This is a genomic window from Ensifer sp. Root127 (genome assembly GCF_001425225.1).
Taxonomy (GTDB): Bacteria; Pseudomonadota; Alphaproteobacteria; order Rhizobiales; family Rhizobiaceae; genus Ensifer; species Ensifer canadensis.
Map to the genome: position 1 here is coordinate 17,580 of NZ_LMDX01000028.1, position 17,413 is coordinate 34,992.

Genomic DNA, 17,413 nt, shown 5'->3' on the forward strand with positions numbered 1-17,413 from the left:
CCGATAGAGGCCGCCAAAACCCGACGGATAGAATTGGGTCGGTGCCTCGAACTCGGGACGCGTTTCATTATCAGAAATTTCGGAGCCATCGTAGTTGTCGCCATTCGAGACAATTGGCCATCCATAGTTTCGTCCCAGCAGGATACGGTTGAGTTCATCGCCGCCATGCGGGCTCATTTCATGCAACCAAAGCGGCCCATTCGGTACAAAGGCCATTCCGCATGGGTTCCTGTGACCGCCGGTCCATAGTTGCGCGCGCACCCCGCCTTAGTCTGCTGAAGGATTGTCGGCTGGCGTTGAACCATCGAGATTGAGTCGAATGACTTTCCCACGGGCGACATCTTGGTCTTGGGCAGTCTACGGGCGTCCCCGATCACCTGACGTCAAAAACAAATGCCGACCGTCAGGCGCAAACGCATGATGCCACCCGGCTGATTGCCTGATCCTTTGAGGGGCTGCCGCCAGATGACGGAAGGCGAGTCTGTCCTGCGATGTCTGCTGGTCGCAATCTCTATCACATCACTGCCTCGATCCCAGCAGATGGCCACGTCAAACCTGTCCTGAAACAATAACAATACCAACTGTGGTGCCCGACAATCCTGACCGCCTCACCGAAAACGGCGTTCTTCACGAGCGACTATGCAGCAAATGCTGACGCGGGGTTTACGTGACAACACCGCCGGAACGTTTCAAAACTCCCGCGCACTGATCCTGTCTGCTAGTCTCGTCATGAGGTCCATGCTCATGAAAAATTGCCACGACCAATGCGGGCGCGCGCTCGCGCGGCAGGCAGAAGACGTAGTGATGTTCGCAACGCGCCATCCGTAGCGCTGGAAAGAGCTCGCTCATGTCTTTGAAAGAGCCTTGTCCGGCGGCAAGGCTGGCAATTCCTTGTTCCAGCTTGGCGACATAGCGGCGGAGCTGCGTATTGCTCCACTGCTTACGTGTAGCGGATGATGCCGCGCAGATCGGCTTCTGCCTCTAGCGTGAGGGTATAGGCTGTCAAGCGCGGTCCCCGGCGAGTTCTTCATCCAGGATTTCACCGATGCTCTTGGTGGAAACCCTCCCCGCAAGGCCATCGTTGATGCGATTTCCCAGCAGGTTTTTCAGCTCCTGCCATGCCTGATCGGCATCAGCATCGCCGGGAAACAAACGTTCCAGGGCGTATTGCTTGATGGTCTTGCCCTGCAACGCGGCGAGCGCCTTCAGGCTTTGGTGCTGCTGGTCCGTTATGTCGATTGTCAGGCGGCTCATGGGATTCTCCGTAAGACTCACAAACCCACATTAGCACTATGAACGGATAGGGCTATTGTCCTGTCGTTTGGCACTTAAACGGGTTCTTCCTTAATTTCTGTGGCTAACATAGTGTTGGCGCCTCGACCGCTATCTGCGGGGATGCGAGCGCAATTGAAATGGTCACCCGGCCCAGGGGTCAAGGTTCTGGGTATCACCCTTCAAGATGAAGAAAACTGGGTTGTTTCCGCCGCTGCGAAACCCGTCGGTATCTGCCCGGAATGTGGAACGCGAAGCCGGCGTCGGCACGGCTGGCACAACCGCCGTCTCCAGGACTTGCCTGTTTAAGGTCAAGTTGTGTAAATCAGACTGGCACTGAACCGGTGGCAGTGTAGACACCGGAAATGCGGGCGACGAGATCCCCTTCAGGACGTTGAGCGTCCCGTAACTCTTGTGGACGTCCTTCACCAAAAGTGCGGGCTGGACAGCTTCGAGGCAAATTTAATCCTCCAAATGGTATCCGGCGAATACCTGCTCCTCCGCAGGCACAGCTCCGCCGTCGCCCAACTGCGCGGCGCACAGAATTCGTGTTTTTCGGGTGCACACCGCACACAGGCGGTCGTTCCGGCGGCGCGAAACCGCAAGTATTCTCGTTTGACCTGTGCTGATTCAGTCGATCTTGATCAGGCGGGAACGACTTTCTGTCTAACTACCTCGCAACCCGGTGCGAGTTGTCTGAGGCCGCTGACGAGCATGTTTCCCGCTTCCTCAAGCGCTTCCTGAGGCATCTTTCCGAGGCTCTCGAGAATAAACCACATCCGGCCGCCTACGGCGTCAAGGCGCGTGCGGGTTCCCTGCCGCCAGTTCCATCGACGGCAAGTCACTCCGAGGTCGTCTCTCCAGATCACTTCACCTTTCGAAGGGTTCTCGATGATCTTGTCGCCGTTCATGACCGTGTCGAATTCTTCCGTTCCGTCAGCCACCGTCAATCGGGGTTTGCCGACGTAGGCATCGAAGTTTTCGCCGCCGACGGGGATTGCGTAACGGAGGCTGACTGCGTTGTAGAGATCGACGAGCGGATTGATTGCCGGTATACGGCCGTCCTTCTCGACTCGCTTCCTCAAGGCCTGCGCCGAGCAGGGTGTCCGGTTCGGTTTTGCCCCGAACCGTGTATACACCTCGGCCCATGCTGCCAGATGGGCCTCGCTCCACGACGGTCCGCCGTCCCGGACGAAATCACATGCTTCGTCCAGCACCTGACGAGCCATTGCTCCAGACGTCGCATTCCTCGCGTCAACAAGAATACTGATTGCTCGGAAGTCTGGCGCGATCGTCGCGATCTCTGTGTCGATAATCGGGAGTTCCATTTCCACCCACTAGCTCTCATTGACCGATTTAGTCTATAATACCGACCATGGAAAAGAAAGTCAATATATCGACCGAAGCGGTCGCTGATGTCAGGCGCGTGAGCGCGACGGTGTCCCAGAACCTCAAACTCTTCCGGAGGCAGAACGGTTTGTCGCTGGATGAGCTGTCGAGACGGTCGGGTGTTAGCAAGGGCATGCTGGTCGAGATCGAGAAGGGCAGCGCCAATCCGAGCATCGCGACACTTTGCCGGGCTGCGACGGCGCTTGGCGTTTCCATCGCGGATTTCGTGGGCGTTGCCTCCAGCGTGCCGGTTCGGATCGTTCCTCCCGAGGATGCCTCAACCCTTTGGCGAGGCCCTAACGGAGGGAGTGCGACGCTGCTGGTTGGCACGAACGGTCCCGACGAAATCGAACTTTGGCGGTGGTCAATGTTCCCGGGGGAGGTGTTTGAGTCACCTGGCCATTCCCCCGGGACGCTCGAACTTCTCAATGTCGAGAGCGGAGAACTGACCTTCCGTCTCGAAGACAACGAACAGGTCGTCCAGGCTGGCTCGTCGGTGCTGGCAAGGACGGAGAGCCCGCACGCGTACGTAAATCGGGGCGAGGGGGAGCTTCGCTTTGTGATGGCAGTCGCCGAACTGCAGCGCCCGAGAGCGCGGATCGGCTTGTGAGAGGCAGGGGTCCGAAGTCTGGCTCTCGCGCTTCCACCAGGATGGACCCTGCTCGCCAAAACCATTTGACGTTCCGCAGACGAAGCTCGAAAGCCCGGAAGAAAAAGCTGCCGTCGACCAATGACATTATTCGTCGCCTGGAGAACGGTCAGATCAATCTCGGCTTCATTCGCCCGGTCGAAAACATTGGCTCGCTCCGGTTCTTCTCGATCGCGCATGAGCGCTACCCGCTGGCGGTGGAGAAGACCAGCGCGCTGCTTGCTAGAGGCGAGATCGGCATCGAGGATCTGAAGGGGGAGAAGATCATCTCGTTCTCCCGTCAGAATCTCTCCTATACCGAGCGCTACTTTGCCGAAAAGTTCGAGGCGCACGATCTCGCAAAGAGCGTCGCCTATACCTGCGACGACACCTTCTCGTTGGTGTCACTGGTCTCGGCCGGTCTTGGCATCGGCTTTGCGCCGGAATGGACGCTCGATCTACCCAACCGCAATTTCGAGCTCAGGAAGGTGAGGGGGATCGATTTCAGGATCGGGCTTGGGGTCGCCTGGTCGAAGGGCGATCCCACGGCCGCTCGCGACGATATCATCGATATCGCACGGTCGCTGGTCAGGGTGGGCAGGTGAGGGCGCGGGCACCGGCGGTCGCTCCTTTGCGACCCCTCGACCAACCGGAGCGGCTTGCCGGGCCTAGGCTTCCCGGATCCCGGCCGTTGGCCGTCGCATGCTGATCCTCCGAGACGAGGCTTTTAACCGGTCAAGCAGCGCGCGAACGGGCTCTGGCAGCGTTGCTGCCGGCGCCTGGTACGCTCGTTAAGAATTGTTCAGTTCAGCAGTTTGATAGCCTCCAAAAATTGGCGGCGGCATCCTCAAAGCCATTGTCCTGTCGGTTGGGATCGACGCCACCCTCGGCGGCATTGCGAGCCCGTCAAAGTGGTTCAGTTCGTAACGTTCTGTTTTGGCGCGTCGCAAACTCAAAAACAACTATAACTTGTAAATTGTATTGCTAAATCAATTTATGAGCGCCATCGTTGCCGGGTTGTCTTCGAGCGCAATACCGGACTCGTTGGGATGCCATCGACCTACGCAAGCCATTCGGCAATGCACTGGCATCACGTCGCCTAACATTTTGTAATAATTGAATTTGTTTAACTCAGGAGCGTTTCCGATGTATGCCGAGCACTATGCGCAAGTCATCCAATATGTATGGGGTTACGTCGGTGCGAGATCCTATTTGCTTCAAGGGGATCTGCAGACAGTAGCGCAGAATATACCCCGCCTGCGGTTGGACGGGCCTGGGATATACTCCCTTTGGTTGAAGTCTTCATTCCACGAAAACAAATACGTTCCGACCTATGTCGGATTTACCTCGCGGCCGATACAAACGAGATTGGGCGAGCATGCTCGGTTCGGAAAGATCGGCGAGCTTTACTCCGGATTACCCGACGGTGCGGCAACGACAGGTGGAATTGGCGTCCTTGCACTGGAACTCCCGACGCCGATGGCTCGCGCAATGGAATCCGTGTTTCTGGAAGCCTTCGACTTCGCACAGAATACCGCCGACAATCTTATGTCCCGCGCACTGCGGCAGTGGACCGTCGACGCTGATCTTTCCGAAGATGCGCCGATGCCCGAAAGCGCAGGGGATATCGAGGCCTTCAATGACCTCCTGACCGCAATCTCCGACCAGCTGGAGGCTCTGCAGGACCTGCAGACAAAGCTGATGCAACTAAAAGGCTGACCTTTTCCCGCGATCGGCCTCACGGGCCGGTCGGAACGCAACCATCTCTCCGCACATCTTCTTACTCGCGTGCTTTCCGGCCGGACGCTCTCTCGCCGGCCCCAACACGCTTGGTCTTAATTGAACCCGAAAAAAGGAGAACGTCCATGCCTGCCGAGGAATCCAACGCCATCGTCATTGTCGATCATCGCGAATACAGCCTCAAGACCGTGCCAGCCTTCGATGATCCGCTGGTGCAGCGAGAGGCGAAGGCGGTCATGGGCCAACTGAGCCTTAAGGATGTGACCCAGAACCTGGATCTGTCCGTGGAGTTGTTCCATGTGGCTTATAACGGCGTTGCTGGCGCCAAGGGCGGGGCTTTGCAAGCCGATATCGCCGGTTTGCAGAGCCGCCTGGCTATGCTGTGCAACGACTGCGTTATCACAATGACCTCGTTCGAGGCCGAGACCCGCAACATCATCGACCTTTTGCAGCAGTCCTACCGTTGGTTGACAAAAGGGCAGGAGCCGCTCGCGATCAAGAAGCTGGCGCATTGCAAAACGTGCTCGAGCAACATGTCGGAAAAGGCCGGCGTGCTTGCCGACAAGTTCAAAGGCCTGCAAGTGGACTCCAGCAGAGCGAAGTCCAACACCATTCTCGAGGAGGCCAGCGAACGAGACCGGTTGCTGGCGGCTGAAAAGGCGGAACGCGATGTAATCGCGAAGCAGAAAGCTGAGCAGGTCAACCAGCAGGAGCTCGTCAGCCAGATTTCCAATGCACAGACGCTCTACGAGGAAGCCAAAACTCGTGAAGAGAAGGAGGCAACGAAAGCGCTGGTGATGGGGGTTGTTGGCGCAATCACTGGTGCGATCGGCGCAGGCCTTGGAGCGTTCACGGCATCCCAAAATCCGGTCGGTACGGTCTTGAACAAGGCCGGCAATGCCATTGAAAAGAACGATCGCATCACCTCCGCCAAAGCTGGCACCGACGAAGCCAAGAAGCAGTCCGACGACGCGCAGAGGAAATTTATCGAAGCTCAGGACCAGCAGTCGGGAAAGAAACTCACCAACGACAAAATCAAGTCCGAGCTCGATGTCTTGAACGAAGCTTTGGCCAAAATGGAACAGGACGGCAAATCCAAGGATCCCGACGTAGCCGCGTTGAAGAAAAAGCGCGATGCCAAAAAGGAAGATCTGGCAAAAGCATCCGCGGAGCTCGACAAGATGGCGGCGAAGGTCGACGCACTTGAGAAGGATGCGAACGCCGCAAACAAGGCATATGGAGCGGCGGGGACGGCGCTCAAGGATCTGGCAGCCGCGACCAATCAGATGGCCAGCAAAGCTGCAAGCGCGGAGGACTCGATCCACGAGGAAAAAATGAAGTTCCTCAATCAGAAGATCGAACTTGAGAACCAGAAGCGGGCGTCGCTGGTCGCCATGGCTAGCTATGCGGAATCCCTGAAGAATCTCAAGATTGAGGAAGGTAATGCGACATTGTCTGTCGATTCCTTGCACAGCGCAATCGATGCACTCGGTAAGATCATCGGCACATTGACGAACGCATCGCTCTTCTGGGATCAGATGTCCAACTATTGCGGTCGCATGACCGACGAGGGTTTTCAAAGAGATATTGAGGACCTGAAGGAGCTCGACGCCAAAGACCGGCTTGCCGAGTACCAGGCTCCCGAGTTCATGAAGACCTTCCTGATCTACATGTGCCAGTGGGTCGCGCTGAACGGTCTGTCCGGTGACTATCTGAAATCCGCCGGCGCAGCGCAAGCGAAGGCGGTGAAGTACCTGCAGGATTCACCGACCATCGAAGAGGCCATTCGCCGGGCGCCAGAGCTTGCGAGAAATCTCAGCATCATCGTCGAGCAGGACCTGTCTGAATCCCGCCGTGCCACCATCGAACTCGAACAACAGCGTGCTTTGATCGAGCAGGCTCACGCGGCCTAATCCTCAATGCTTGCAGCAGGAGACACATCATGAACAACGTTGCAATCGTAGGAAATGAACGAGCCGGCAGCCAGCAGGTTGTCGAATTCAAGACAATTCTTCAACAGCTGACGCAAGCCTCGGAGCTTTTGAAGGAGCAAAAGACGGAGGAAGCCACGGCATCGATTTTGGCGATGTCGGATGCCGTGGACTATCTGCACTCCCAAGCCAAGCTTGGTGAGCGCATGTATGCCAAGGAACAACAGGTTACGTCGGAGCTCGTGAAATCGATCATATCCGATCTGGGTCTGTTGAACCAAAAGATTACCGGGATCCAACAGGAGATTGCCAAGGTCAGCATCGAGATCCACAAGGATGAGCAGGACGCTGAACTTCTCAATCAGCGGATCGCGCAGCTGGTCGATCAGATGAGAGCCGCCGAGGTCGAACTCGCCCATCATCGCCGAAAACTGGACGAGCTAAACGACAGTTCGGCGGCGAGCATTGTCAGGTCAATTTTTTGTCTCGGGCTCGACCGTGCAATCATGGGGATCATCACCCTGGTCGACAAGGACGAGGCCCGAATTCGCTCACTGAACGACGAGAGGCAAAGATATCGGCAAGAGCGTGAAAGTGATGAAGGGCGGCTCAATGCAACTCGTGTCTTGTTGTCAAGTTTGCAAAGCCAGCGGGATGAGTACACCCGCACTATCAAGCAGTTAGAGGTGGCGGAAGACACTCTTCACCAGAATGAAAAGGCGGCGCGACGTAAGCTCGCGTATTTCACGGACATTTCTCTATTCTACGGGAAATTGCAGGCCATGTGCGAGGGAATCGAGATCAACATCGCTTCCGTCGCTGATGTGGTCCAAGAGTTAAACGACGCTCAACCCCGGATCGTTGACATTGATGCGTCCGGTTCGGAGCTAATTTCGCTCAAGTCTGCTCTCTACAAGTTTGATGCCCTGCTTGGCAGCGAGCCCATCGACGCACTCTTCTAGAAGGCGAGTTGAGGGGCGGGACCCGCCTCTCGATCTCCCTTTGTTGCGAAAACACAATCAGCCGTTTTGATTCAGTTTGTTTCTGGAGGAAATTCGAGATGCCGTCAGTCAGCAATTCCCCGACTTTGATTGCTCAGCAAACGCCAAGTTGGTGCTTCGCTGCAGCCGAAGTGATGGTGCGGCAATATTACGGTTTGCCGCAGATGTCACAATACGAAATAGCACGGGCTAGCACTGCAGCGCTTGCGGGGGCCGACTTGAGCCTCGGTGAAAAGTGGGACCTGGCTCAGGTACTCGACAGCTCAGCTGACGTCACCGAGGATGTTGGCGAAAACCACAAGAGCAAAATTGTCGAGCTGGTGCGCGGTCAATGGAATGCGTTCAACCATGACGCCACTGGCGGGCAATTCATCGCCAAGCCGACCTGGGAAGATGTCCGCGCAGAAATCGATAACGACCGCATATTCGTCGTGGGAAGCACGATCCACTACTACGTCGTGTCCGGGTATTCCGATGATGGCAAGGGCAGGAGGCTTTGGGTCCAGGACCCTTGGCCGGCAGGTAGGGGAGGTCAGAAATCAGTCCTCTTATTCGACGAGTTCTTAGATGCCGAAGGAAAGGTATGCATTGTGTTTCGGCAATAGTCAGTTGTCGCATTCGAAACCTTCACCGAAACCCGTGCGACCTGGTGTTCGACGACATCATCGATCGCTGGTCAGGGCGGGATGGTGAGGCTGGAAGTCCCACATCTGTGCGCGCCGACATAGCGACATATGTCCGCGCCCAAATAGATAATGGTTCATACATGCCTAGGGTTGAACTCAATACGCAGTATAGCGAGCCCTTCGGTTATCAAGAGCGCCCATCCGACCGGAACAAGTCTCGCGGAGATTATCGGCTGTGGCTGAACTGAGTTTTACCCCACCAACCGGCGAATTAATACAGCCGGAGATAACAAACCTGTTCATGGCGGGGTATACTGGTCGCGACGCGGAGTTTGTGAAGCGGCACATCGCCGCGCATGTTCTTGGCATAGTCGAGGGAGACACCACTTACCATCAGTTCAATCGAAGTACCCATAGGTCAGATCTTATCCGCTCCGGAATCCTTGCGAGCCTGTGGCACGATCTCCTCGATCTTACGCCGCTGCTCCGCATGTTTCTCTGGGTTCCTGGCTTTCAGCTTTTCGAGGTTGAGAAGCTTCCAGCGGACGGCGGGCAGCTCGGCCGCCTGGGGCAGGCCGATTGCTTTGAAATCTGGTTCGCCATCGTGGAGTGACAGCAGGAAGCGCATCGCCTTGTCGTCGAGCTTTGCGCGAAGGCCTCGTGGGGGCAATGTAGGGAAGGGTCCGCACCAGGAGGTCGACTTGGCGCAGGTATTGGTCACGGGCCATTCGGGGTCTCCTTTGGCATGAAGTCGGCCGGGACCGTGATGCGGTAGATGGGGTGCAGCCGGCCGCCCGGTGTCAGCGCCCGGTCGCCCTTGCCGAGATCGACAGACGAGATGTCGATGTGCCGGCGCCAAGCGTGATTATGCTTGTCGGCAAACACGAAGAAGAGGCGCTTGGTTTTGACGCTGCGGCATAGGGTGAGGAGCGTCGTTAGCAATCTCGGGCGCAGATTGGCCAGGCTCTCGAAGGCCATGTCGACCTTGTGGAAGCTTTCTTCTTTTGGGACCTCGTCGAGCATTTCGAGGATCGCGCGTTCGGGTGAGGACATTGGCATCGGCCAGCGCCACGGGCTCTGTGCCAGCTCCGGATCCTCGTCGTTGGAAAGGTCGAAATCCGCGCTTTCGACGCCAGTCGCTCCTTCGCCGAACAGGACGTTGCTCCTGGTCTTCACATCGGCGTCCGTCCGCAGCTTCGATAGCCATGTCGGGATATCGGATCCGTAGAGATAGAGGGCGAATTCGCCGCCGAACGACAGGTAATGAGCATGTCCCCGTAAGGAGAGGGAGCTCGCCCCGCCGACATGAAATTTATGCCGCATGAGCCAGACGGCCGAGAGCAGGGGTATTTTCCAGCCTCCGACGGCTTCTGGATTGGTGTCTGAGGAAAACGGGCGGCGGTACACGCCCGACATGACCGGCTCGAGCCAGCCCTGTTTGACATAGCCTGAGACGGACTGCCGCGAGATGGCATGACGAGCCATCCACCCAGAATCCACCAGGAAGCCGGGGGGGACTTGCTGGAGGAGTTGCTTTAGTTTTGTCTCTGCTCGTCCACTCATGTTTGACATTATGGCATAAAAGTAAAGCTCGGGCCACAACTTTACAAAGATGGAAATTTGTCAATCCATAATTGACCGCACGCACCGATCTCAAAGCAGGAGTTGGGTGGGCATCCCCTTCAGGCCGCGCTGTTGTCAGAGCTGAAGCCCCGCGTGTCATCCCCATGCGGGCGGCCATTGCGGAACCTCTTGCCGGGGCTAGTCGACCCCGGTTCCCGCCTTTCAGGCAGCGCTATGCTGAACCCCTTTGCGTGGGGATCAGCAATAGCTTGCCGGTGGTCGCCCGGCTTTCCATGTCGGCATGAGCACGGGCGGCATCAGAAAGCGCGTAGGTTCCACCGACGTGCAGCTTGAGCGACCCATCGTGAATCCAACGGAACAACTGCTCGGTGCGGGCGCGAAGAAGTTCGGGCGTACTGATGTGATCGAAGAATGTCGCATAGCCGATCTTGATGCTCTTGGGCAGGCTCATGATGTCGAGTGGCCCCGGACCGCCAAGCACCGGCCCATACCAGCAGAATGTGCCGGAGCGACGAAGTGCTGCGAGCGACCCCTGAAAGGTCTTGGGACCGGAACCGTCATAGACGACGCTTGCACCTTCTCCCCCGGTGAGACGCAAAACTTCAGCGGCAAACTTCCCCTCCGTGTCGACGATAACGTGGTTCGCGCCAGCCGCTTTTGCGACGTCCACCTTGTCGGTCGACGAAACGCGGCCGATCACATGTCCACCCCTCAGCCGGACGATCTGTGTCAGCAGCAGGCCGACGCCACCCGCCGCAGCATGCACGAGTGCGGTGTCTCCAGGCTGGATCGGGTAGAAATCGGTGGCGAAGTGGCTCGCGGTCAATCCTTGCATCATGAGGGAGGCTGCTGTCTTGTCATCGATAGTATCGGGAAGGCGCACGAGCGCATCCGTTGAGATCAGGACGTGCGAGGCATAGCTTCCTGGCGCGTAGACCCAGGCGACCCGGTCTCCGATAGCGAAACCATCGACCCCATCACCAAGCGCGACGATGCGTCCTGCACCCTCGACCCCGAGAATTTTCGGGTTGGGGCTGTCTGTCCACGCCATGCCCTGGCGCACGCCGATATCCATGAAGTTCACGCCTGCAGCCGCGACTTCGACCACCACATGCCCCGGGGTGGCGACCGGTTCAGGGAGATCGACAAATTCCATCACCTCGGTGCCACCGATTTCATTCATAACCACGGCTCTCATGATCTTCCTTTCTTGACTGATCATTCCAGAAACAAGCAAAAAATTTTGCCCTCATGTCACTACCCGAAGCGCGATCCTGGCTAGGGTCTTGAGCTCTTTTGGCCCCGCGCCGCCGCGCGCAGCGATGCGGATGCCGGCAACATTGGCGAAGAGGAAATCGGCAGTCTCTTCCGTGGAAAGCGTTGCGTCGAGATCCCCTTGCGCCTGAGCCTCGCTGATGCGTTGCTTGGCGGCATGCTTCAATCGCCGATCAGCAGCCTGATGAATTGCCGTTAGGTCAGGTCGGTTCTGGCCGAACTCGCAGACCGAGTTCACGCCAAGACAGGCCCGTGAAGCATTTTCGACCACTCGGTCCATCATCGCCCGAATGCCGTCCTGGGCACGCGGCGCACCGCGCAGCATGGCGATGTGGGCCTCCGTTTCCGCAGCGGCGTAGCGTTCGACAGCAAGGCAGTAGAGCTTCCACTTGTCGCCGAACGTATCATAAAGACTCTGCCGGCCAATCTTCATCGCACGGACGAGCATTTGGGTGGACGTGCCTTCGAAACCGTGTTCGCGAAACACCTCGATGGCGTCATCCAGCGCCTGCTCTCGATCGAATTCCTTGTTCCTTGCCATGGATGCGATTTAGGTATTCTGGAACGATCTGTCAAGAAAAGAATACGGCGAACGCTCGGGTAACTCCTTTAGAGCGTTGACTATGACATTTCAGGTTCGGTGGTTTGATTCCGTTCAAGGCGAGGGATAGGAGACATCCTTGCTGCCGGCCTTCTGGACGTCGAGTGATCTGAACGCCCGAGGAGCGTCAGGAGTGGATACTTGGTCAGTGCGACCCAAGCGTCTCGATTGGGGCCGGAGAACGAACCCGCTGCGCGGGAGGGCGTCCGCGGTTGAAATAGAGGACAGAGGCTGGAGGTCGCGCCTGGGTTGAACGTCGTCCGGCAAGGGCGGAACATGACGAGCTTCTTTGCAGCCATTAGGCGCCTCGGGCTTTGCATCACGCTGCATCATAACGGCTTCGCATGGACGAAAACTAGAACTTTAGGACTTTGGCAATTTCAAATGCCAATTGATCTTGCGTGTAGGGCTTGCCAAGACGTGGTAAATCTATTCCAGCACCGGGAGGCAGATCGGCGTAGCCGGTTGCAACCAGAATAGGAAGCGCAGGGTTGATTTCCAATGCTGCCTTTGCGAGTTGCGCGCCATTCATCCCCGGCATCGAATAATCCGTAATCATCAGATCGATCTGATCGCCTCCACCCAGAAGCTCCAGAGCCCTTGCGCCCGAATTTGCCTCAAGGACCTCATGGCCGAGATCTTCCAACATATCGACGGTGCTCATGGCGATAAGCGCGTCGTCGTCAACCACCAGAATCTTTGCTCTTGCTGTCACGCCCGGCTGGGCTGGCGTCAGGTCCATCCCCTTATCCTCTATTTTCTGTGTCGTGGAAGGAAACCAGATTTCCGCTTTGGTTCCGTGCCCAGGCGCGCTGAACAACTGGAATTTGCCGTTCAACTGGACAGCAAGCCCATGAATCATCGATAAACCCAAGCCAGTACCCTTCCCCAATTCCTTGGTGGAGAAAAAGGGGTCAATCGCTTTCTTGAGCGTTTCGCCATCCATTCCATGCCCGGTATCTGTTACTGAAATCCGAACGTAGGATCCCAAAGCTAGCCTATCCTCGGGCATTGATTGAGCAAGATCGAGTTCCACCACGAGTGACCCACCGTCCGGCATCGCGTCGCGCGCATTCACAGCCAGGTTGAGCAAAGCAAGTTCCACCTGATTGCCGTCCACCAGCGCGTGCGGCAGCCCGTTGGTCAAATTCAATCGCAGAGCAATCGCCGAGCCGATGGAACGCTCCAAAAGATCAGTCATGCCGCGGATGAGTTTTTCCAGATCAACGGGTTCGACCTGAAGATCCTGTCGCCTGGCGAAGGCGAGCAGGCGCTGCGTCAGCGCCGCACCACGACGGGCGCCCTGCATCGCACCCTCCAGAAGCCTTGCCGCCTTTGGGTTGTTTGCCAGGTGCTTTCTCAACAGGTCGAGATTGCCCATGACGGCCATGAGAAGATTATTGAAATCGTGGGCAACACCGCCTGTGAGCTGTCCGATTGCCTCCATCTTCTGTGCGTGGCGCAAATGCTCCTCAGCCCGTTCCCGCTGCGCCACCTCAGCCAAGAGTGTATCATGCGCCCGGCTAAGCTCGGCCGTTCGCTGAGCCACGCGCTCTTCCAGTGTATCGTTCAGGTCCCGCAACTGGTCTTCGTAGCGTTTGCGGTCAGTGATGTCCGACGACACGCCAACCAAACGTTCGGGATGGCCGCTTTTGTCTGATACGACGCGAGCGCGGATTTCCGTCCAGTGAACGCTGCCGTCGGGCCATAGAGTGCGATGGTCTATGGCGTAGTCGCGGCCGCTATCGATGCTTTCCTTCACGGCGTTGAGGACGCGCTCCTTGTCATCCCCGTGGATACTTGAAAGCGCTTCCTCATAGGAAAAAGCCATAGTGGCCGGACGTCCGAAAATTGCCTTGCACGTGTCGGACGCCGCAAACCGCATGCTGTCCAATTCAAGTTCCCAGGTTCCGAGCCGGCCGGCAAGAAGCGCTGTTTGAAGACGCGATTCTCCTTCGCGAAGCTCTTCAATCCGAGCGCGTGCCTCGTACTGGCGACGCCGTCCCCTAATTGCGGTGCGGGCCACGCTGGCAAAAGTGACAGCATTGAATGGCCGCTCCAGGAACGTCACGTTACCGAAAAGCTCCGACAGTCTTGCCGCCGCAGGGTTGCGTTCGGGGCTACCGCCGCGATGGGTTAGAATAATGAATGGAAGATCGGACCAGCTAGGCTGGTTGTTTATCCAGGAAGTTATCTGCCGCAGATCGGGAAACCGAAGAGCCTCCTCCGTTGCAACCGCAAAAAAGGTATCGTCATTGAGCGATTGAGCGAATTGAGGAAGATCACTCGCTATCGCACAAGCGATGCCAATTTCCCCCAGCAGCCTGTTTGCGACATCCGCGTCTCGCCCCTGCGGAGTGAAGACCAAGGCCAGTGATGTTACCGGGTCAGGAATTTGCGTCACTCGCGCTTGAGGAATTCAGCAGCGGCCCTGGCGTGCCTACAAACGTCGGCACCCCCCTCAGCACACCTTGGAAACTGGACAGGGGTTCACCAAACGACAACCCCTTGTTGCCTATACCGAACTCGCGGATTGTGTCCTCGTGGTATCCGGTTCGCTTCTTGATGACGGAAACCGCCCGCCGCACCTTGCCGGCCGCCTCGAAATACCGGAGCAAAACAACGGTATCGGCCAAATAGGTCACATCCACAGGCGACTTCATATCGCCAACCAGGCCATGTTGAGCAACGGTCAGAAACGTATTGGTGCCCTGCCTGTTCAAATATTGAAGCAGCTCATGCATGTGGAGAATGAGTGCGTTCTCCTCCGGCATGGAGGCTTGATAGCCGTTGATACTGTCGATCACCACGGTCTTTGCCTGGGCACTATCCACGCGCTCACGGACGCGATGGGCAAACTCACCAGGAGAAAGTTCCGCTGCATCAAGTTGCTCGATATGGAGATCACCCGACTCTCGCATCGTCTCCAGATCGATCCCCATGGCACGCATGCGTGAAAACAACAGACCGAGTTCTTCATCGAAAACAAAGACAGCCGCCTTCTGCCCCCTTCGAATAGTCGATGCCACGAACTGAAACGCAAAGGTGCTTTTACCGGTACCTGCGGGGCCTAAGATCAGCGTGCTGGATCCCAGTTCAACACCCCCACCCAGCAGCGCGTCAAGCGCAGGGATACCGCTGCTCAACGACACGCGTGCAAAATTCGTCCGGTGTTCAGAAGCTACGAGACGAGGGTAGACAACAACACCACCGGTCTTAATCGTGAAATCGTGATAACCGCCTCGAAACGCTTGACCGCGATATTTCATTACCCGCAGTCTGCGGCGTTCCGGACCGTAATTAGGAGCCAGCTCTTCAAGATGAATGACGCCGTGAACGACACTGTGCACGGTCTTGTCCAAGGTATCCGAGGTCAAGTCATCGAGAAGCAGGACTGTTACGCTTTGCCGGGCGAAAAAATGTTTTAACGCAAGAATTTGCCGACGATACCTGAGAGAGCTCTGTGCCAAAAGTCGGATTTCCGACAAACTGTCGAGAACAACGCGGCTCGGCTTTACACGCTCGAATGCCTCCAGGATCAGTTTTAGGGTTTCGCCGAGCTCGAGGTCTGAGGAGTACAGCAGGCTCTGTTGCCTGTCGTCGTCAAGAAGCGTTTCGGGAGGGGCAAGCTCGAAAACCTCAATGCTTTCATCGATTGTCAGACCATGCGACGCCGCACCCGCGCGCAATTCGCGTTCGGTTTCCGATAATGTGATGTAGAGGCCTCGCTCGCCAACCTCACTCCCTTGGATAAGAAATTGCAGGGCGATAGTTGTTTTCCCTGTGCCAGGATTTCCTTCCAGCAAAAACACGTGCCCTTTGGAAAGCCCGCCGACCAAGATGTCATCCAGCCCGGATACTCCCGTTTGCGCCTTTTCCACGTTGGGGTCTTCACTCATTCACTGCCCTCATTGTTCGTGCACTGCCCTCTTTATTCGTGCCGAAAGAACTAGGGCAAAGGAGCGATCTTTCAACTTCAAGGCTTGCCCCTTTCCGGTCATCCTTCCGGCATCCAATTTCCGGCAGGCCACTGCCCGCGCCGGAAACAAGCGCGATGTCCCGCCGTTTTAGCGGACAGTCACATACAAAGGGAGGATGATCCCATTGGCGTTGAACAAGCCCCAACGAAGTGGCGACTAGGGGGCCGAAGGCTTCCGGGCTCCGAGTTTCGAAAGCAGACCTTGAGCCTGGCGGGCGCGTGATCTGACGCGAAGTGGACCTTCGGTCGCCCTCGGCTGAACGCACGCGCCGACGCCCCCTTCGTAAGTCCGAAATCCTTGGTTTCAGCCCATCATTTCAGCTATAAGGTGGGAGACATCGCCCAAAGGGGATTCAAGGCATATGCCCCCAGAGAAGAAGGACCGTTCGCCTGTTGCGCTGGAACAGCGCGACGTAAGCGCCGACCAGCGCATGTTCTCGCCTTCCGTTGCGCGAAATTCGGCGCCGATCCTCGCGGTCCTAAAACGTGTCCTTCCAACACATGGCGCCGTGCTGGAGATTGGATGCGGGACCGGCGAGCACGCCGTGTGTTTTGCGGGAGCAATGCCCAACCTCACCTGGCAGCCGAGCGATCCGGATGCCGACGCCCGCACCAGCACGTCTAGCTGGATCGAATTCGCAGGGCTGAAGAATGTGCTGGTACCGCGGGATATTGATGTGTGCTCAGGACACTGGGGCGTCGAACAAACGGGGCATTTTGACGCCATCGTGTCGATCAATATGATCCATATCGCGCCATGGGCGGCAAGCTTAGGATTGTTCGCAGGAGCTGGCCGTTTGCTTCACGCTGGTGGGCTTCTTCTTCTCTACGGCCCATTCATGCGCGACGGGGCACACAACGCCCCCTCGAACGCTGCTTTCGACGCGGCTCTAAAGGAGCGCAACCCATCCTGGGGTGTGCGTGATATCGCTGATCTTGAACAAGTGGGTGAGGCCGCTGGACTTAATCTCCGCGAGACGATCGAGATGCCTACCAACAATATGTTGCTGGTCTTCTCCAGCGGTGGTGCCTGAACGACAATCGTCCCAGGTGCCCATGCGACGAGAAATGGGAGGACGCGTCGTGTCAGTCGCCACTGAGCCGGTGCTGGGCGTTGCCAAGGAGATGCGCTCGGTTTTGGCCTTTGGTCAGCGGGTCCTGGAGGGTAGTGGCCGTGGTCCGGACACCTGTGACTTCATGTTCGGTACCCCCAGGAACGGTCGCATGGGGCGAAGCAGAAATGTATCCGGTTCGTGGAGAGCTGCTCGCGAAGGTGATGACTACTGTTAGTGTGAAGGGTTTCGGATGCCGGCTATCCACGTGTTGGCCTGGCGCCGGGCCGGCGTCCGAAAGCCTCCAGAGAAAGAACCCGCGGGATGGAGAGGGC

The 17,413-nt window shown here is 57.2% G+C and carries 15 protein-coding genes and 3 pseudogenes; 9 read left to right on the top strand and 9 right to left on the bottom strand.

Translation table 11 applies throughout. The features are described from left to right. Positions 1 to 27 precede the first annotated feature (27 nt). The 3 genes and pseudogenes from ASD03_RS38190 to ASD03_RS26635 form a co-directional block, all read right to left on the bottom strand. Positions 28 to 470, bottom strand: a pseudogene (locus tag ASD03_RS38190) (PQQ-dependent sugar dehydrogenase); the annotation flags it as partial. 219 nt (positions 471 to 689) lie between these two features. Beyond that, a pseudogene (locus ASD03_RS40775) lies at positions 690 to 1,006 on the bottom strand (type II toxin-antitoxin system RelE/ParE family toxin). Next, complete coding sequence (locus tag ASD03_RS26635) at positions 1,003 to 1,254, bottom strand: antitoxin (protein ID WP_057217450.1); 252 nt, start codon at positions 1,252 to 1,254, stop codon at positions 1,003 to 1,005. The pseudogene ASD03_RS40775 and the gene ASD03_RS26635 overlap by 4 nt, the downstream one beginning before the upstream one ends. Positions 1,255 to 1,395: 141 nt before the next feature. Between ASD03_RS26635 and ASD03_RS40780 the strand changes: the two genes are divergently transcribed. Beyond that, positions 1,396 to 1,581 (top strand): transposase family protein, encoded by a 186-nt coding sequence (locus ASD03_RS40780; protein WP_244494702.1) that lies wholly within the window; start codon positions 1,396 to 1,398, stop codon positions 1,579 to 1,581. A gap of 335 nt (positions 1,582 to 1,916) precedes the next feature. Here the strand turns inward: ASD03_RS40780 and ASD03_RS26645 are convergent, their stop codons facing one another. Further along, the gene (locus ASD03_RS26645) at positions 1,917 to 2,600 is read right to left on the bottom strand and encodes a B3/4 domain-containing protein (RefSeq protein WP_057217453.1); all 684 of its coding nucleotides are present in this window, start codon (positions 2,598 to 2,600) and stop codon (positions 1,917 to 1,919) included. A gap of 47 nt (positions 2,601 to 2,647) precedes the next feature. Here ASD03_RS26645 and ASD03_RS26650 point away from each other — a divergent pair, with 47 nt between their 5' ends. From ASD03_RS26650 to ASD03_RS39355, 7 genes and pseudogenes are all read left to right on the top strand, one after another. Further along, the gene (locus ASD03_RS26650; protein WP_057217455.1) at positions 2,648 to 3,271 is read left to right on the top strand and encodes a helix-turn-helix domain-containing protein; all 624 of its coding nucleotides are present in this window, start codon (positions 2,648 to 2,650) and stop codon (positions 3,269 to 3,271) included. A gap of 113 nt (positions 3,272 to 3,384) precedes the next feature. Then, positions 3,385 to 3,894: pseudogene (locus tag ASD03_RS26655) on the top strand (LysR family substrate-binding domain-containing protein); the annotation flags it as partial. A gap of 541 nt (positions 3,895 to 4,435) precedes the next feature. After that, a complete protein-coding gene (locus ASD03_RS26660) occupies positions 4,436 to 5,008 on the top strand; it encodes a hypothetical protein (RefSeq protein WP_057217457.1) in 573 nt (190 codons plus the stop codon). A gap of 146 nt (positions 5,009 to 5,154) precedes the next feature. Then, positions 5,155 to 6,942: a hypothetical protein gene (locus tag ASD03_RS26665; RefSeq protein WP_057217459.1), complete on the top strand. Its 1,788-nt coding sequence runs from the start codon at positions 5,155 to 5,157 to the stop codon at positions 6,940 to 6,942. A 29-nt stretch (positions 6,943 to 6,971) separates the two neighbouring features. Further along, a complete protein-coding gene (locus ASD03_RS26670; RefSeq protein ID WP_057217461.1) occupies positions 6,972 to 7,922 on the top strand; it encodes a hypothetical protein in 951 nt (316 codons plus the stop codon). A gap of 98 nt (positions 7,923 to 8,020) precedes the next feature. Next, a complete protein-coding gene (locus ASD03_RS26675) occupies positions 8,021 to 8,566 on the top strand; it encodes a papain-like cysteine protease family protein (RefSeq protein WP_057217462.1) in 546 nt (181 codons plus the stop codon). A gap of 256 nt (positions 8,567 to 8,822) precedes the next feature. Further along, entirely contained in the window at positions 8,823 to 9,200 is a 378-nt protein-coding gene (locus ASD03_RS39355) for a hypothetical protein (protein WP_057217464.1), read from the top strand. A 104-nt stretch (positions 9,201 to 9,304) separates the two neighbouring features. Here ASD03_RS39355 and ASD03_RS26685 read toward each other — a convergent pair whose 3' ends face one another. From ASD03_RS26685 to ASD03_RS26705, 5 genes are all read right to left on the bottom strand, one after another. Next, positions 9,305 to 10,150: a type IV toxin-antitoxin system AbiEi family antitoxin domain-containing protein gene (locus ASD03_RS26685; RefSeq protein WP_057217466.1), complete on the bottom strand. Its 846-nt coding sequence runs from the start codon at positions 10,148 to 10,150 to the stop codon at positions 9,305 to 9,307. A gap of 232 nt (positions 10,151 to 10,382) precedes the next feature. After that, the gene (locus tag ASD03_RS26690; protein ID WP_057217478.1) at positions 10,383 to 11,369 is read right to left on the bottom strand and encodes a quinone oxidoreductase; all 987 of its coding nucleotides are present in this window, start codon (positions 11,367 to 11,369) and stop codon (positions 10,383 to 10,385) included. Between the two features lie 51 nt (positions 11,370 to 11,420). Continuing rightward, positions 11,421 to 11,987: a TetR/AcrR family transcriptional regulator gene (locus ASD03_RS26695; RefSeq protein ID WP_025431036.1), complete on the bottom strand. Its 567-nt coding sequence runs from the start codon at positions 11,985 to 11,987 to the stop codon at positions 11,421 to 11,423. 415 nt (positions 11,988 to 12,402) lie between these two features. Next, positions 12,403 to 14,451, bottom strand: a complete 2,049-nt coding sequence (locus ASD03_RS26700; protein WP_057217468.1) for a hybrid sensor histidine kinase/response regulator — start codon at positions 14,449 to 14,451, stop codon at positions 12,403 to 12,405. Next, a complete protein-coding gene (locus tag ASD03_RS26705) occupies positions 14,435 to 15,946 on the bottom strand; it encodes an ATPase domain-containing protein (protein ID WP_057217470.1) in 1,512 nt (503 codons plus the stop codon). The genes ASD03_RS26700 and ASD03_RS26705 overlap by 17 nt, the downstream gene beginning before the upstream one ends. Positions 15,947 to 16,388: 442 nt before the next feature. Between ASD03_RS26705 and ASD03_RS26710 the strand changes: the two genes are divergently transcribed. Beyond that, positions 16,389 to 17,060, top strand: coding sequence for a DUF938 domain-containing protein (locus ASD03_RS26710; RefSeq protein WP_057217472.1), 672 nt, complete (start codon positions 16,389 to 16,391; stop codon positions 17,058 to 17,060). The last annotated feature ends 353 nt before the right edge of the window (positions 17,061 to 17,413 follow it).

Excerpts from the sequence above, each read along its gene's own strand:
- ASD03_RS26675 (WP_057217462.1), top strand. The coding sequence starts at position 8,021 with ATGCCGTCAGTCAGCAATTCCCCGACTTTGATTGCTCAGCAAACGCCA.
- ASD03_RS26670 (WP_057217461.1), top strand. The coding sequence starts at position 6,972 with ATGAACAACGTTGCAATCGTAGGAAATGAACGAGCCGGCAGCCAGCAG.
- ASD03_RS26695 (WP_025431036.1), bottom strand. The coding sequence starts at position 11,987 with ATGGCAAGGAACAAGGAATTCGATCGAGAGCAGGCGCTGGATGACGCC.
- ASD03_RS26710 (WP_057217472.1), top strand. The coding sequence starts at position 16,389 with ATGCCCCCAGAGAAGAAGGACCGTTCGCCTGTTGCGCTGGAACAGCGC.
- ASD03_RS26645 (WP_057217453.1), bottom strand. The coding sequence starts at position 2,600 with ATGGAACTCCCGATTATCGACACAGAGATCGCGACGATCGCGCCAGAC.
- ASD03_RS26660 (WP_057217457.1), top strand. The coding sequence starts at position 4,436 with ATGTATGCCGAGCACTATGCGCAAGTCATCCAATATGTATGGGGTTAC.
- ASD03_RS26685 (WP_057217466.1), bottom strand. The coding sequence starts at position 10,150 with ATGAGTGGACGAGCAGAGACAAAACTAAAGCAACTCCTCCAGCAAGTC.
- ASD03_RS40780 (WP_244494702.1), top strand. The coding sequence starts at position 1,396 with ATGCGAGCGCAATTGAAATGGTCACCCGGCCCAGGGGTCAAGGTTCTG.
- ASD03_RS26650 (WP_057217455.1), top strand. The coding sequence starts at position 2,648 with ATGGAAAAGAAAGTCAATATATCGACCGAAGCGGTCGCTGATGTCAGG.
- ASD03_RS26665 (WP_057217459.1), top strand. The coding sequence starts at position 5,155 with ATGCCTGCCGAGGAATCCAACGCCATCGTCATTGTCGATCATCGCGAA.
- ASD03_RS26690 (WP_057217478.1), bottom strand. The coding sequence starts at position 11,369 with ATGAGAGCCGTGGTTATGAATGAAATCGGTGGCACCGAGGTGATGGAA.
- ASD03_RS26635 (WP_057217450.1), bottom strand. The coding sequence starts at position 1,254 with ATGAGCCGCCTGACAATCGACATAACGGACCAGCAGCACCAAAGCCTG.
- ASD03_RS26705 (WP_057217470.1), bottom strand. The coding sequence starts at position 15,946 with ATGAGTGAAGACCCCAACGTGGAAAAGGCGCAAACGGGAGTATCCGGG.